Annotated in this window: 13 protein-coding genes; all 13 read right to left on the bottom strand. The window is 63.8% G+C overall.

Annotated elements, in window-relative coordinates:
* Positions 1-2 precede the first annotated feature (2 nt).
* Positions 3-1,457 carry a flagellar hook-associated protein FlgK gene (gene flgK, locus AC1DX6_RS11650; RefSeq protein WP_477313297.1) on the bottom strand — a complete coding sequence of 485 codons (1,455 nt, stop codon included), beginning with the start codon at positions 1,455-1,457 and terminating at the stop codon, positions 3-5.
* Positions 1,458-1,486: 29 nt separating this feature from the next.
* Positions 1,487-2,740, bottom strand: coding sequence for a flagellar hook protein FlgE (locus tag AC1DX6_RS11645; RefSeq protein WP_477313295.1), 1,254 nt, complete (start codon positions 2,738-2,740; stop codon positions 1,487-1,489).
* 79 nt (positions 2,741-2,819) lie between these two features.
* Positions 2,820-3,488 (bottom strand): response regulator transcription factor, encoded by a 669-nt coding sequence (locus AC1DX6_RS11640; RefSeq protein ID WP_477313293.1) that lies wholly within the window; start codon positions 3,486-3,488, stop codon positions 2,820-2,822.
* A 222-nt stretch (positions 3,489-3,710) separates the two neighbouring features.
* A complete protein-coding gene (locus AC1DX6_RS11635; protein ID WP_477313291.1) occupies positions 3,711-4,301 on the bottom strand; it encodes a transglycosylase SLT domain-containing protein in 591 nt (196 codons plus the stop codon).
* Positions 4,231-5,625: a flagellar hook-length control protein FliK gene (gene fliK / locus AC1DX6_RS11630; protein ID WP_477313289.1), complete on the bottom strand. Its 1,395-nt coding sequence runs from the start codon at positions 5,623-5,625 to the stop codon at positions 4,231-4,233. The genes AC1DX6_RS11635 and fliK overlap by 71 nt, the downstream gene beginning before the upstream one ends.
* Entirely contained in the window at positions 5,622-6,998 is a 1,377-nt protein-coding gene (locus AC1DX6_RS11625) for a chemotaxis protein MotC (RefSeq protein ID WP_477313287.1), read from the bottom strand. Before AC1DX6_RS11625 ends, fliK begins: the two co-directional genes overlap by 4 nt.
* Positions 6,995-8,368 carry a MotB family protein gene (locus AC1DX6_RS11620; protein ID WP_477313285.1) on the bottom strand — a complete coding sequence of 458 codons (1,374 nt, stop codon included), beginning with the start codon at positions 8,366-8,368 and terminating at the stop codon, positions 6,995-6,997. The genes AC1DX6_RS11625 and AC1DX6_RS11620 overlap by 4 nt, the downstream gene beginning before the upstream one ends.
* Positions 8,365-8,991 (bottom strand): hypothetical protein, encoded by a 627-nt coding sequence (locus tag AC1DX6_RS11615; RefSeq protein ID WP_477313283.1) that lies wholly within the window; start codon positions 8,989-8,991, stop codon positions 8,365-8,367. Before AC1DX6_RS11615 ends, AC1DX6_RS11620 begins: the two co-directional genes overlap by 4 nt.
* 3 nt (positions 8,992-8,994) lie before the next feature.
* Positions 8,995-10,650 (bottom strand): flagellar basal-body MS-ring/collar protein FliF, encoded by a 1,656-nt coding sequence (gene fliF, locus AC1DX6_RS11610; RefSeq protein WP_477313281.1) that lies wholly within the window; start codon positions 10,648-10,650, stop codon positions 8,995-8,997.
* Positions 10,651-10,783: 133 nt separating this feature from the next.
* A complete protein-coding gene (locus tag AC1DX6_RS11605) occupies positions 10,784-11,668 on the bottom strand; it encodes a flagellin N-terminal helical domain-containing protein (protein ID WP_477313279.1) in 885 nt (294 codons plus the stop codon).
* A gap of 260 nt (positions 11,669-11,928) precedes the next feature.
* A complete protein-coding gene (locus AC1DX6_RS11600; RefSeq protein WP_477313277.1) occupies positions 11,929-12,813 on the bottom strand; it encodes a flagellin N-terminal helical domain-containing protein in 885 nt (294 codons plus the stop codon).
* A gap of 211 nt (positions 12,814-13,024) precedes the next feature.
* Entirely contained in the window at positions 13,025-13,756 is a 732-nt protein-coding gene (gene fliP, locus AC1DX6_RS11595; protein ID WP_477313275.1) for a flagellar type III secretion system pore protein FliP, read from the bottom strand.
* Entirely contained in the window at positions 13,753-14,250 is a 498-nt protein-coding gene (locus tag AC1DX6_RS11590; protein ID WP_477313273.1) for a flagellar basal body-associated FliL family protein, read from the bottom strand. The genes fliP and AC1DX6_RS11590 overlap by 4 nt, the downstream gene beginning before the upstream one ends.
* Positions 14,251-14,263: the final 13 nt, after the last annotated feature.

The following is a 14,263-nucleotide window of genomic DNA, read 5'->3' as shown; positions in this document are numbered from 1 at the left end:
GCTTATCCCACGGCATCGAGCAGGGCGGACAGCATGTCGTCGACGGTCTTCATCATGCGGGCCGAGGCTTGGTAGGTGTGTTCGAGGTCGAGCAGCAGCGACATTTCCTGGTCGACGTTGACGCCGGTGTCGTTGGACAGCGCCTCGGCCGTGCGCGTCGCCAGCGCTTCCTTGGTGTCGGCATTGGTTGAGGCCTGCTTGCGCACGCTTTCGAACCAGCCAATGGCATTGGCGGCGTAGTTGGCGACACTGGAAGCGACGGTGATGCCGGCGGACGGATCGAAAGCCATCGGCTTGTCGAGCTTGTCGCCATAGCTGATCAAAAGGTCTGCGTAGGAAGCGCCGCCGCTGGTGTTGGCGACATAGGCAGCGCCGTTGGCGCCGCCATCGCGCAGCAGCGTCACATTGCCGCCGACGCTCGGATCCATCGCCGCGTTGACGCTGATCGAGCCGGCAAGGCCGTTGACCAGTGTGCCGGCCGGCGGCACGGCGGGCGCACCCGACCAGGTGAACAGGCCGGCTGCGTTGGGCAGCGCCGGCGCGGTCTCGGCAAAGGCGGTGATAAGCCCGCGCGCGGTCTCGTCGAGCTGGCTCTGCATGGTTGCGGCGACGCCGTCGCGCAATGTGATCAGGCCGGCGATCTTGCCGTCGGCGCTGGCGTTGCCGCCTGAGCCCGCGGAGACCGGTACGTTGTCGATATAGACGGTGTTGCCGGCGACACCGGCGGCATAGCCCGGCGATGGTGTGAAGGTCACCGAGCGCGGTATCGTTTCGAACAGCGTCGTGCCGTCCTTGGTGGTGATGACCATGTCGTTGTCGCCGCGCGTGAAGGTCGACACCGGAACGTATTCCGAAATCTTCTTCAGCAGCGCGTCACGCTGGTCGAGCGCATCCGACACATCGCTGCCCGACCGGGTGCCGGAGATGATGGCCTTGTTGGCATCCTGGAACTGGCTGAGCAGCGCGTTGAGATCATCGACCGCAGTCTTGATCTCGCCGTCGGTCTGGGTGCGAAAATCCTGGATCGCCTTGGTGCCGTCGTTCAGCGAACGCGTGACCTGCTTGGCCGCCTCGACTACGCTGGCACCGAGGTTCGGGTTCGACGGCGAGGTGGCATAGAGCTGCAGCGCCTGCTGCAGATTGCCGATCGCGGTCGACGGCGAGGATGCGTTGTCGACACCGTTGACTGCAAGGTCCAGCCGGTCCATGCCGCTGGAAAGCGTGCTTTGGCCGCTCCATGCCGACAGCGCGCTGAGGTTCTGGCGAAACAGCAAGGCGTTGGCGGCGCGCTGAATCTCCACCGCGCGCGCGCCGGGCGCCGTGCTGGTGACGACAGCCGTGCGGCGGGCGTAGTCCGGATTGGAGGCATCGGCAACGTTGCGGGAGACGATGCTGGTCTGCTTCGACGTGGTCAGAAGTGCCGACTGGGCGATGCTCAATGCGGAGGTAAGCGACATGCGGGTCTTTCACGGGCGGGCGCCCGTCGTTATCTTTTCAGGTTGACAAGGACGTCCATCAGGTCGGAACCAGTCTGGAAGACTTTCGAATTTGCGGTGTAGCTGCGCTGCGCCGCGATCATGTTGGTCAATTCCTCGGCGATATCGACATTGGAATTTTCCAACGCGCCGGAGATGATGCTGCCAAGCTTGCCTTCATTGGCGAAGCCTATGCGCACGGTGCCGGAGTCCGTGCTCTGCGCATAGATATTGCCGGGCAGTGCGGTGAGGTTGTCGGCGCTCTGGACGTCGGCCAGCGGGATCTTGAAGAGCGGCTTGGTCGACCCGTCCTGATACTGGGCGTAGATGACTCCGTCCTCGCCGATCTGGATCTTTTCGATGGTGCTGGGAGCGTTGCCGTTGACCTTTGCCTCGGAGACGGTGAAGCCGGTGCCGAGCTGCGTCAGCTTGGACAGATCGAGATTAAGCGACGCGCCGCCCGGTACGGGGATCGTAATTGAGTTAACAGCGCCGGTGAGCTTGCCGGTGGTGGTGTCGAATGTCAGGTTGGCCGAAGCCAGTGCACCGCCCGTGTAGGGGAAGGACGTGCCGGGCGTCGCCTTGGACTGGTCGAACACCGAAACCGACCACGTGCCGGTGCCGGTGTTGGTGAAATAGACGTCGAGCAGCTTCTTGTTGCCGAGATTGTCGTAGGTAACGATCGAAGATTTCGACGTGTACTCTGCCGTCGCGCTGTTGGTCGACGGCAGCGGACCGGCGGGCGGCGTGGCGCCAGCCGGCAGATTGGCGTTGAAGTTGCCTGTGGTGCTCGGCGTTGCCGTCATTTCCTGATCGGAGATCTGGACCGGTACCAGGCCTTCGAAGCCGTTGGCGGTGGCAGCAGGCACGCCATTGGCGTAGCTGTAGGCCATCAGCTGGTAGCCGGCCGCGTTGACCAGCCGGCCCTGGGCGTCGGGAACGAAGGCGCCGGCGCGGGTGAGGAAAGGCGTTCCGCTGGGATCCTGGACGACGAAGAAGCCGTTGCCGTTGACCGCCAGGTCGGAGACCGAGGTCGTATACTGCAGCACGCCCTGGGCACTGATCGCCGATCGGATCGTGGTGTTGACGCCGCCGGAATTATAGGCGCCGCCAACCTGCGGCATGATCAGCGTCGAAAACTCGGCCGAGGACCGCTTGTAGCCCGTGGTGTCGGAATTGGCGATGTTGTCGGCTGTCGTCGACAGGCGGTTTGCCTGTGCGTTCATGCCGGACACGCCGGTCCGCATCATTCCGTAAAGGCTCATCGAAACGTCTCCTCAATGCCCATATTGCTGGCTGTGAGGGTACGCTTTCTGTCTTGCGCGAGGCTGGCGGAGGTCGGCATCAATAGACGAGCCGATAGCCGAGGAAGCGCTTGGAATCGATCGGATCGTGGCCGAGCTTTTCGCGCAGCTTCTTGCGCAGTTTGCTGATGTGGCTCTCCACCACGTTCTCCTCGACCTCTTCGTCGAAGATGCCGTAGATGGCGTTGAAGACCTGGGTCTTGGTGACGCGGCGGCCGCGATTGCCCGCCAGATATTCAAGGATGCGGCGCTCGCGGCGCGGCAAGGGCAGCGGCTGGCCGTCGATCTCGGGATCGCGGCCGTCCATGAAGATGCGCATGGCGCCGATCTCGGTGTAGGCCACGTCTTCGTGAGCGCGGCGGCGGATGGCGGTGATGCGGGCCAGGATCTCGCGGATGTGAACCGGCTTGCGGATGACGTCGTCGACGCCGCTTTCGAACAGCCGAAGTGTATTTTCGAGCGAGTGCTGTTCGCTGAGCGCGATGACCGGTGCGCCGGTGCGATCGCGGATCTGGCGTGGCGAGATTGCGCCCTCGCGGCAGTCGCCGATAAGGAAGGCTCTGACCGACCTCAGATCGGTGTCTGCCGCCGACGTTACCCACTCGCCGAATTCGCCGGGTGCGAAGCCTGCACAGGCGACGCCCTCACGATCGAAAAGTGAATTGTATCCCTCAGTTACGAGCTCACGCTCGTCAACGATCACAATCATCGGCCCGCCCTCCGAATCAGCTCATCTGCCCCGTGTGAAAAGGCGTATCCGGTGGCGAGATTCGTGAACAACCGTCATTTCTTGTAGCTATTTTCTTGGGAGTTTTTTTGAGGTTCGAAATAAGGGCGGTTGCGCGGCTGCTTCGGTGGCAGCACGCGCCGACGACGATGCGAGCATCGGCAAGGCCGGGCAAAGGCCTACAGAAGCGGCCATCGAAGACAGCTATGGGTTGCAGAAATTTCGCGCGTTCGCAGTCCACTTGCCGAAGCCGGTGGCGACCATGTTGGCGATGACGCGGCAGACATAGATCTTCTGTGCGGGATCGTTGTCGGGACCGGCATGGTAGCGGGCGACCGCCATCGACCATGTCACATGACGGGCATGCAGAGCGGCCAGGAACCGCGCCGCATAGTCGACATTCTGACGCGGATCGAGCATGTCGTCGACGCTGCGAAAATGCGAGGCATGATAGTGGTGGTTGATCTGCATGCAGCCGAGATCGATCAGTGTCTTGCCCTCGCGCCGGGCGTTCTCGAACGCTGCCAGCGCCTCGCTCCGGCTTCTGGGAAAGACTGCTTTTCCCTCTATATTCAAAGCGTTGGGTTGCAAACTGCCCTTGTTGCCGGTTTCGGTCAAGCCGACAGCGTAGAGGATGCCGGCGGGCACGCCATAGCGATCGGCGGCGCGCAGGATCTCCGGTTCGCACGGGTTGGTGGCGGCGTTCGCGACACCGGCAGCGAGGCTAGATAAACATATCGTCGCCAGCACGCTCGCGAGCAGGCGAAGCCGCACGGCCAAATTCGTGTGCGTCATTGCTGTTGTTCCTTCCCGGTTGCTGGCCGCCGGAACCGGCATTGTTGCCGCTTGAGTTGCCGGGTTGAAAGGAGGGCTGATCGCGACCCGAAGACATCGGCAAGGCACTGCTGGCATCGGTGCGGGTCGCCGAGGGGACTGCTATCGAGGGTTGCAGAATGGTAACCTTGTCGACATCGAAACCGAGACCGCGCAGCGACTTGACGATGGCCTCGCTGTCAGTGGTCAGACGGCGATAGGCTTCATGCGTTTCGGGCTTCAGTTCGATCGACAACTGTTCGCCGGCAAGCCGCATGCTGGCCGTGACGACGCCGAGTTCAGCCGGATGCAGCTCGATCTTCAAAACATGTGTCGGAACGGCAACAGAGCTGGCCATTTGAGAGGTCGTCGAAGGCGTCGAAAGAGCCTGCCGCAAGCCATCCGAAGCGAGCGCGTCAACGAGAGCTGACGCCGTCTGGCTCATTGGGTTCTGGGCGGGCGCGGGAAAACTCTGCTCGGTGACGATTTCAATGCGTCCGCCGGACGCGGCTTGTTTTCCGGTATCGGAGCGCAGGGCGGACTGGACCGCTTCAAGGCCCTTCATCACCGGCGCGGAGCGCTTGGCTTCCGGCGCAGAAATGCCAGCCGCCGGCTGATCCTTCAGCAGAGGCGCCAGATCATCCTGATGCGAGGGCTCGTCGGAAGCAGACGCGGTCCGGCCGGCCTGTCGGCCCTCGTTTTGTCCCGAAAGACCTGCCGCGACCAGGGCGCCTTCGGAACGCGACATGGCTGCAAGGGCGTCGGCATCGACGCCGGATGCCGCGCGGAATTTTTTCGTCGACGCCGGCAGCTGTTCGGCAGGACGAGGCTGGCCGTCGAGTGCCGGATCCGGTGCCTGTTCGTCTGCCGTGGCGATGTGTGCGTCGGTCTTGGCCGATGTCGAGAAATGGCGCATGTCGTGCAGTGCCATCAGCAGCGGCAGATGATCCTGAAGTGGCGTTGCGTTCGCACCTTGCCCGCTCTCTTCGCTGTCGGCCGACGCCTTGTCCGAATTGGGATCGTCCTTTGCGGTTTTAGCGGCGGGCAGTTTCGGCGAAGTGGCTTTGCCCGATTCGATAGGGGCAGGTTCTGCCTTGCCAAGGCCGGCCAGGGCGCGCTTGGCCCATCGCGGGCCGTGGGCGCCGGCTTCGGTTGCCGGCGGGTTTTCCGGCGCGGCTGGTTTGTCGTCGTCGCGCACCATTTTGCCGAAGCTTGTATCGTCGCTCTTTTCGCCCGCCGCGGACTTTGCCGACGGCGCGCGCGCAGCAGCGAACCCCGGAAGGGCCTGGCCAACACTGGTGGTCATTTCGGGGCGGCTCCAAGCATCTGGTCGATCGTGTCGAGCTGACGCCGCGCCTTGATCATGGCGGCGTCGGTGGGGTCGGTCGGGTCGAGGCCGGCTGCGGGCGCCGGCGCCGACACGGGCAGGACGGAAGCCGCATCGCCGGCAGCGGCGGCGACAGCCGACGCGTCCGGCACCGGCGCGGCAGGTTTGTCGGATGACGCGACGGGTTGTTCGGGCATCGCGCCTTCGACCGGCGGGAGGCCGGTTTCATCGGGCTTTGCCGCGGCAGCGGTTTCGGCTGCCGGCTTCTGTTCGGCGGCGGCTGGCGCAGGCTTTTCGACGGGAAGGGCGGTTGGCGGCGCGATCACTTCGCTGGCGACCGCTTGCGCGGCATCGAGCAAGGCGCGGTCGCCCTCCGAAAGCTTGCTGCGGTCGATCTTGCCCAGCGCGGCGCGCACGTCGTCGATGGTGCCGGACGTTACCGTGGAAAGGCCGGCATAAAGCGAGGCGCGCGGATCGTCGGCGTTGTGGATACCGTCGCGGCCCTGACCGGCTCTGGCCGAGGCGAAGGTGGAAAGATCATTCAGCCCGTCGATCGCGGCGCGGCGGGCGATGCGCAGATAAATCACCTTCTCGCGCTCGGGATCCATCATCGCGGTGATGTCGGCAAGCTTGTCGACGCTCATGGCCATATGCAGCGCAATGACGCCGGAGACGAAGGAGTCCGCGAACTGGCTGGCATAGGGCGAATAGAGATAATCTTCGACGTACTGGGTGGAGGCGAGCGCGAAGCGCGCGCCATCCCCTATGGTGGCGGCAATGCCGACCGAGCGGCGCAATGCCGCCTCTTCGACCAGCGTGCCGGGGCCAAGCAGGCGGGCCTCGTCAAGCAGCTTGAGCGCCTCGGCCGGTTCCTCAGTGGCAAGCAGCGAGCCCTTGACCAGAGCCAGGAATGCCCCGATGTCGCTTGGCAGGGTCATCGGGTCGATCGGCTTCAGCGTTTCGATCGCCTCGGCCGGCCGGCCGTTGAGGTAGCTGATGATGCCCTTGGCGATGGCAAGGCTCTGCGGGTCGGTCTGGGCGCGCGACGCGGCCGCCTCGACAGTGACGGGGTTGCCGCCGCTCATGCCGTAGACCAGCAAGGCGCGAAAATTCTTAGGGTCCTTGAAATCGTCCGCATCTGCCGCACGAAGCCGTGCGTCGGCCATTTCGAGCAGCTTGGCCTGCATCGGCAGTGCGGCATGGTCGCCGGAAGCGATGCGGTCCTGGACCAGCTGCAGCGAGCGCACAAGTTGATATGGTTGCAACGCATCCTGGGCGAAGGCCGCCGGTGCGTGTCCGGCGCTCAGCAGCAACAGGCCGATAGCGCGGCCGATGATGGCGGCGGGTCTCATCCGTCGGTCGACATCAGGATTTCGATGCGGCGGTTGGCGGCAGCCATCGGATTGGCGGGATCCTTTGGCTGGCGGTCGGCGAAGCCTGCGACCTCGGTGATGCGACGCTCGTCGACGCCGCCGCGGACAAGCATGTAGTAGGCCGAATGGGCACGCGCCGTAGACAGCCGCCAATTGTCATAGGTGTCGCTGCGAAACGGCCGTGCGTCGGTATGGCCGTTGATGCTGATAGTGCCCTTTTGGCTGTTGACGATGCGGCCGATCTTCTCCATCGCCAGCACCAGCTCGCGGCTCGGCAAGGCCGAACCGATCTCGAACATGCCGAAATCGAGCTGGTCGGTGATCGAGATGACGACGCCCTTGTCGGTGGCCTCGACCGAGACGCCATCATGCAGTTTATCGCCTGGTTTGAAGGCGTCGGCCAGTTGCTGCTTGACCTGCGCCGCGGCCTTGACGGCAGCGGCACTCGGCGCCTTTTCCGTGGTGTCGGGCTTAGCAGCTTCTTCCGCCTTTGCGGCCTCGGCTTTAGCATGTTCGGGCTCGGCAGCTTCGGCCTTCGCGATTTCGAGCTTCGCGGCTTCGGCCTTTTTCGCGGCCGCCGCCTTCGGCGCTGCCTTGTCTGGTGCGGATGTCGCCGGCGGCTCGGATGGCGCTTCCGTCACAGGCGGCGCCGGCGGCACGTCCTTCACCTTGGGTACCTGCGTTTGCGCGACCTTGTCGCCGGGCTTGACCGGATCGCCTTCGATCTTTGCGCGTTCGGCGCTGGCCTCGGCGGCGGGGGCTGCGACCTGCTGCGACCAGAAATCCGGGGCGAAGGGATCGCGGTAGGATTCGCCGCCGGACGCGCCAGTCGCCGGGCCGGCATTCTGCACGCCGCCATCGCCCTTTTGGCTGACGTTCTGCATGACGCCGGTGTCGGTGGCGATTTCGGAAAGAACCGCATAGGGGTCGGCAAAGAGATGCTGGTCGGACAGATCCGTTTTCGGCGCCGATTGCTTCGGCTGCTGCTTGTCCGCGGAACCGGCGGTGCCGGCGCTATCCTGCCCGGACTTGGCGGTCGTCTTGTCGTTCTGGTCCTGTGCCGCCGGCGCGACCTTGCTGGGGCCGTCGCCGAGATCTTCCAGGCCCTTGCGGCTGGCATTGCGGTCGATCAGCTTGACCGGATTGAAGTAGCTGGCGACGGCTGCCTTTGTCTGCTCGTTGGCGGCGTTGATCAGCCACATGACCAGGAAGAAGCACATCATGGCAGTCATGAAATCGGCGAAAGCGATTTTCCACACACCGCCATGATGGCCTTCATCATGATCGTGATGATTGCGCTTGACGATGATGATCTCGTGCCTGGCTTCCGCGGCGTCGACTGCGCTCATGACAAGGCCTCGGACAAAGCGGCCGACCATTCGGCGATACGCGTCTCGAAGACGGCCTCGTCGATGGCGACGGTAAGGTCGAAGCCGGGCATTTCGACGAAGGCGAGATTGGCGGCGCGGGGGCCGAGCGCGGTCTTCAACGTTTCGAACAGCGACAGCGGCCCGCGAATACCGATGCGCACCGCCTCGTTGTCGGCGACGGCTTCGCGGATCGTGTGGGCAAGGGCTTCCAGCGAGCGTTTCTGCAAATCGTCGCTAACGATGCCGCCGATGAGACGGGCAACGGTGGCGCTGACGAGGCGGGTTACTTCCGCCTCCATGGCGTCGACGCGCGTGGCGACGGCGGCGCCGAGATCGCCACCGAAGCTCTCGAGAAAGGTCTTTGCCTCATCGGCATTGGCCTGGCGCTCCGCCTCGAGCGCCGCTTCATGGGCAATGGCAAGGCGCGCCTCAAGCGCGGCCTCGGCGTCAGCAACCGCTTCGGCGATCAGCGCGCCGATATCTGCCTGCGGCGCGGGTTCATCCGGCTTGCGCGGCGGCTCGGTTGCCGCCTGGGGCTGGCCGCTGCGCGGGGCGCGCGAGCCGAAATCCGGCAGTAGGTCAAAGAGCGCTGCTGTGGGCATGGTCTACCCCGCGACTTCCTGGGCCGCCCATTTGCGCAGGATCTGCGCGGTGCGCTCCTCGTTGATGTCGACCATGCGGGCAAGACGCTCCTGCGGTGCCGGCCTGATCTTCTGGCGCAAATCGTCAAGCGGGGTGGAACTCGGGCGAGAACCCGGCAAGACGCCGACGGGAGCGGAAGGTGCTTCGGAAGCAGCGCTGGCTTCGGGCGTCGGCAGCGAGCGCTGGACATCGTCGAAGCTTGGGCCGGCGAGAGCCGGAGTGGTGGCCTTCGCCGTCAGCGAGGCGGCCATCGGCCTGAGGCCGAAGAAGGCGACCAGGAACACGACGACGATGAACGCACCGGCGTTGATCAGCGTGCCGGCATAGGTCCCGATGGAGGCGAGCATGCCGGGTTGCTCGATCGGCTCGCCATCCAGCCCGTCGATGAATTCGACCGCCGAGACGTCGATGATGTCGCCGCGCTTGTCATCGAAGCCGGTGGCCGACACCACCATCTTCTGGATGTCGGCGACGCGCTTGGCAACTTGCTCCGGCGTGGCGTCCTTGCCGAGGATGGTCATAAGGCGCTGCTGGTTGACGACGACGGCAATCGACATCTTGGTGACGGAATAACCGTTGGAGGTGGTGGCGATTTTCTTGGAGTTGATCTCGTAATTGGTGATCTCCTCCTTGCGGTCGTTCTCGGAGGACGATTGCGGGCCGTCGGTGCTGGCCGCCTGGGTCTCGGGCAGGTTCTGCTCGACGCTGGCCGGCGTCGACGCCTGCTTCTGGCTGTTGTTCTCGTTGGCGCGCACCGACTGCACCGAGCGTTCGACGCGCGACTCCGGATCGAAGATCGTCTCCTCGGTCTGGCGGGTGTCGGTGTTGACGTCGGCCTTGACGCTGGCGCGGAAATTGTCAGGGCCGAGATAGGGCGTCAAGGCGCGGCGGATGTTGTCGCCGATTTGCGCTTCGACGGTCTGCTCGACGCCGAGCGTGCGGGCGGCGCTGGTGTTGGAAGGATCATCGCCGGCGGCCAGAAGATTGCCGTTGGAATCGAGCACGGTGACCTTGTCTGCCGAAAGGCCGGGAACTGCGGCGGCGACGAGATGGCGGATCGACATGGCGCTCTTTTCGGCGTCGATGCCGGAATAGCGGATGACGACCGAGGCGGAAGGCTGCTGTTCGTCGCGGCGGAAATTGGCGCGCTCGGACATGACGATGTGGACGCGCGCGGCCTTGATGCCCGAGATCGACTGGATGGTGCGGGCGATCTCGCCTTCGAGCGCGCGCACCCGGGTGATCTGCTGCATGAAGGATGTCAGGCCGAGCGAGCCGACATTGTCGAACAGCTCGTAACCAGCATTGGCGCTGGTCGGCAGGCCCTTCTCGGCGAGCAGCATGCGTGCCTGGGCGGTGGTGCCGGCCGGCACCAGCACGGTGGTTCCATCGGGGCCGACGTCGAAGCCGATGCCGGCCTCGCCGAGCACGAGACCGATCTGGTTCACATCGGAGCGTTCGAGCCCGACATAGAGCGTGTCATAGGCCGGGCGGTTGAGATAGACCGAAGCAACGCCGATGACGGTCATCACCAGCGCGGCGATGCCGGCCAGCATGGCGAGGCGCTTGACGCCAAACCCCTGGAGATTCGAGATGATCCTCTGGATCTGTTCCGGCACGGTTCAATCGCTCCCAGCATGACTGTCCGCAGGAACAGTAGACCGCGAAGCTTGTGCGAAGATGATAGGGGCAAACGAAAAGGCCGCGCCCGAGGCGCGGCCTTTCGACGAAATTGCGAGATCAGCCGGGACCTTAGTTCTTGAACAGCGCCAGGATCGACTGCGAATTGCCGTTGGCGATCGAGAGCGACTGGATACCGAGCTGCTGCTGAACCTGCAGGGCCTGCAGGCGGGTCGATTCCTTGTTCATGTCGGCATCGACCAATGCACCGACGCCCTTGTCGATCGAGTCGCTCAGATTGGAGAGAAAGCTCTTCTGGGTGTCGACGCGCGACTTGGCGGCGCCGAGATAGGCGGCACCGGTGGACAGTTTGGCAAGCGCGGTTTCGACGCTGCCCAGTGCCGTGTCGATTGCGCCGGGCGTGACCTGGGCGGCGCTCGGGTCGAAGAATGCCGCGGCGAGCAGGCCGCCGACGATACCGCCGGTGCCGGGGAGGTCGAGAACCTGCGTATCGGAAGCCTTGACGTCGATCGTGTCGATGGTGACGGTGGTGCCGGTGCGGTTGTAGGACGCAACGATCTTCAGGTCGGACGCGGTCAGGCCGTCGTTCTGCAACAGGTTCGAGCCGGCATAGCTGGCGTTGGTGACAGACGACTTGATCTGCGCCTGGATGGCCTTGATTTCGGTTGCGATCTTCTGCTGGTCGTCCTGGCTGGCGCTGCGGGCGGTGACGAGCTTGGCCTTGATCGAGTCGACCTGGTCCTTGATGTCGGTGATGGCGGTGTAGGCGGTGTCGACCTTGCCGGCGCCGAGGCCGAGCGCGTCCTGGACGGCCGAAAGCGCCTTATTGTCGGAGCGCATGGTGGTGGCGATCGACCAGTAGGCGGCGTTGTCGCTGGCGGTGGCGACGCGGTAGCCGGTCGAAATGCGCGCTTGCGTCGTTTCGAGCGACTTGTTGGTGGCATTGAGGCTCTGAAGTGCCGTCAACGCCGCGGCGTTCGTCATAATGCTTGCCAAGATACACCCCTTTTAAAAGCAGGCCTGCTCGCGCATGCCTGGTCAACCCTGTTCGACAGGAGGGCATCATGCCAACCGGTCTGTCCATCACACGTATGGTTAACCATGAGTAGCGCGATATGGTTAATGCCTTCTTAAAAGTGACGCAGACAGACACCAAGCGGCAAGTTTTGGGGCGGTGGGTTACGCACAAAAGAAATCGGGCCGCGCTGGTGGCGCGGCCCGATCTATTGGCTTGCTTCGTGGTGAAGCGGAAGCGATTAGCCGCGGAACAGCGACAGGATCGACTGCGAGTTGCCGTTGGCGATCGACAGCGCCTGGACGCCGAGCTGCTGCTGGACCTGAAGGGCCTGCAGGCGGGTCGATTCCTTGTTCATGTCGGCATCGACCAGCGAGCCGACGCCCTTGTCGATCGAGTCGCTCAGGTTGGAGAGGAAGCTCTTCTGAGTGTCGATACGCGACTTGGCGGCGCCGAGCGAAGCAGCGCCCGTCGACAGCTTGCCAAGCGCCGTTTCAACGCTGCCCAGTGCCGTGTCGATGGCGCTGTCGGCGATTTGCGCGGTGCTCGGATCGAAGAACGTCGTGGCGAGCAGGCCGCCGACGATGCCACCCGTGCCGGCCACGTCGAGAACCTGCGTGTCGGCAGCCTTGACGTCGATCGTGTCGATGGTGACGGTCGCGCCGGTACGGTTGTAGGACGCAACGATCTTCAGGTCGGAGGCCGCGGCTGCGTTGTTCTGCAGCAGGTTCGAACCGGCGAAGTTGGCGTTGGTGACAGACGACTTGATCTGCGCCTGGATGGCGTTGATTTCGGTCGCGATCTTCTGCTGGTCTTCCTTCGAGGCGCCGCGAGCGGTGACGAGCTTGGTCTTGATCAGATCGACCTGGTCCTTGACGTCGTTGATGGCGGTGTAGGCGGTGTCCACCTTGCCGGCGCCGAGGCCGAGCGAGTCCTGGACGGCCGAAAGCGCCTTGTTGTCGGACTTCATCGAGGTCGCGATCGACCAGTAGGCAGCGTTATCGCTGGCGGTGGCGACGCGGTAGCCGGTCGAGATGCGCGACTGGGTGGTTTCGAGCTGCTTGTTGGTGTTGTTCAGGCTCTGCAGCGCGGTCAGCGCCGAGGCATTGGTCATGATACTGGACATGGCTACTCGTACCTTGTTTTTACAGGTGTTTTTTTGACATACCGGTATGTCCGGTATGACGGAGCGGCATCATGCCAATGATCGTGAGACCCGATCACCCGCCATCTGCAGGCGAATATGCGGGCAAGTCCCTACCAAACGGCTAAACGGGACGGTTAATCGAAAATATATTGCATAAAATTCGAGCGAGCGCGGCGCGGGCCGGAAACGATCAGTTGAAGGATCGCACCAGGCTGCCGACCAAAAGGTTCCAGCCGTCGATCAGGACGAAGAACAGGATCTTGAAAGGCAAGGAGACGACGGTCGGCGGCAGCATCATCATGCCCATGGCCATGGTGATGGTTGCGACGATCAGGTCGATGACCAGGAACGGCAGCACAATCAGGAAACCGATCTCGAAGCCGCGCCGGATTTCGGAGATCATGAAGGCCGGGACCAGGACACGCAGGTCGACGGTTTCCTTGGCGACCACCTGGCCGCGCTCGCGGGCGAGATCGGCAAAAAGATCGAAATCCTTGTCGCGTACATTGTGCAGCATGAAGGTTCGGAACGGATCCGAGATCTTCCCGAACGCCTCGGTCTGGCTGATCTGGTTGTCCATCAGCGGCTTGACGCCGGTGTTCCAGGCCTGGTCGAAGGTCGGCGCCATGACATAGAAGGTCATGAACAGCGACAGCGAGATCAGGATCAGATTGGCCGGCGTCGACTGCAGGCCGATGCCGGCGCGCAGAATCGAGAAGGCGATGACAAAGCGAGTGAAACTCGTCACCATGATCAAAAGGCCCGGTGCCACCGACAGCACGGTGAGCAGGCCGAACATCTGGATGATGTAGCCGACGGTCGTGCCGTCGGTCTTGCCGATGCCGCCAAGGTCCAGTTGCTGCGCTGCAGCGACAGACGTGGCAGCGATGACGATCGCCGAGGCGATGAGGAACTTTCTCATTCGAGCAGCAATGTCCTGATGAGAACCTGTTTGGCATGGCCGCCGCTGCGGATCGCGGCGCGCTCCTCGAGGTCGGCTTTCAAATGCTGGTAGCCGCTGGCGCCCTCGATCTGGTGCATCTTCAAAGTGCGGACCAGGGCCAGCAGATCCTGATGGATGTCGTCGGAGACTGTCGTCGGTTGCGGCGCGTCATACAGCACCGAGGCCTCCAGCCTTATCCAGACGTCGGCGGGCGCCGCCAGATTGGTGGTGATCGGCGCCAGCGCCACAAGCGTTGGCCCGGCGCCCGGCTGCTCATGCGCGGCGGAGGGCTGCTCGGCATTGGCCTGGTTCTCCGGCGCCGCCGGCACCGTTGCCGGCCCCCCGACGCCTTTCAGATAACCGCCGGACAGCCAGCCCATGCCGACGGCAGCGGCAGTCACCGCCAGCAGCATCGCGAGCTGGATGACGATGGACGGTCCCTTTTTGGGTTCGACTTGCTCGACGCTGGCCACGGTGCGGTTCTCC

It is taken from the genome of Mesorhizobium sp. P2_C4 (assembly GCF_056404575.1).
Note: the sequence above shows the minus strand (reverse complement) of the source record. Positions and strands in the feature narration are given on the sequence as shown.

What these genes read in the sequence shown, in the direction of transcription:
- flgK (WP_477313297.1), bottom strand. Translation starts at nt 1,457, where the DNA reads ATGTCGCTTACCTCCGCATTGAGCATCGCCCAGTCGGCACTTCTGACC.
- AC1DX6_RS11645 (WP_477313295.1), bottom strand. Translation starts at nt 2,740, where the DNA reads ATGAGCCTTTACGGAATGATGCGGACCGGCGTGTCCGGCATGAACGCA.
- AC1DX6_RS11640 (WP_477313293.1), bottom strand. Translation starts at nt 3,488, where the DNA reads ATGATTGTGATCGTTGACGAGCGTGAGCTCGTAACTGAGGGATACAAT.
- AC1DX6_RS11635 (WP_477313291.1), bottom strand. Translation starts at nt 4,301, where the DNA reads ATGACGCACACGAATTTGGCCGTGCGGCTTCGCCTGCTCGCGAGCGTG.
- fliK (WP_477313289.1), bottom strand. Translation starts at nt 5,625, where the DNA reads ATGACCACCAGTGTTGGCCAGGCCCTTCCGGGGTTCGCTGCTGCGCGC.
- AC1DX6_RS11625 (WP_477313287.1), bottom strand. Translation starts at nt 6,998, where the DNA reads ATGAGACCCGCCGCCATCATCGGCCGCGCTATCGGCCTGTTGCTGCTG.
- AC1DX6_RS11620 (WP_477313285.1), bottom strand. Translation starts at nt 8,368, where the DNA reads ATGAGCGCAGTCGACGCCGCGGAAGCCAGGCACGAGATCATCATCGTC.
- AC1DX6_RS11615 (WP_477313283.1), bottom strand. Translation starts at nt 8,991, where the DNA reads ATGCCCACAGCAGCGCTCTTTGACCTACTGCCGGATTTCGGCTCGCGC.
- AC1DX6_RS11600 (WP_477313277.1), bottom strand. Translation starts at nt 12,813, where the DNA reads ATGTCCAGTATCATGACCAATGCCTCGGCGCTGACCGCGCTGCAGAGC.
- fliP (WP_477313275.1), bottom strand. Translation starts at nt 13,756, where the DNA reads ATGAGAAAGTTCCTCATCGCCTCGGCGATCGTCATCGCTGCCACGTCT.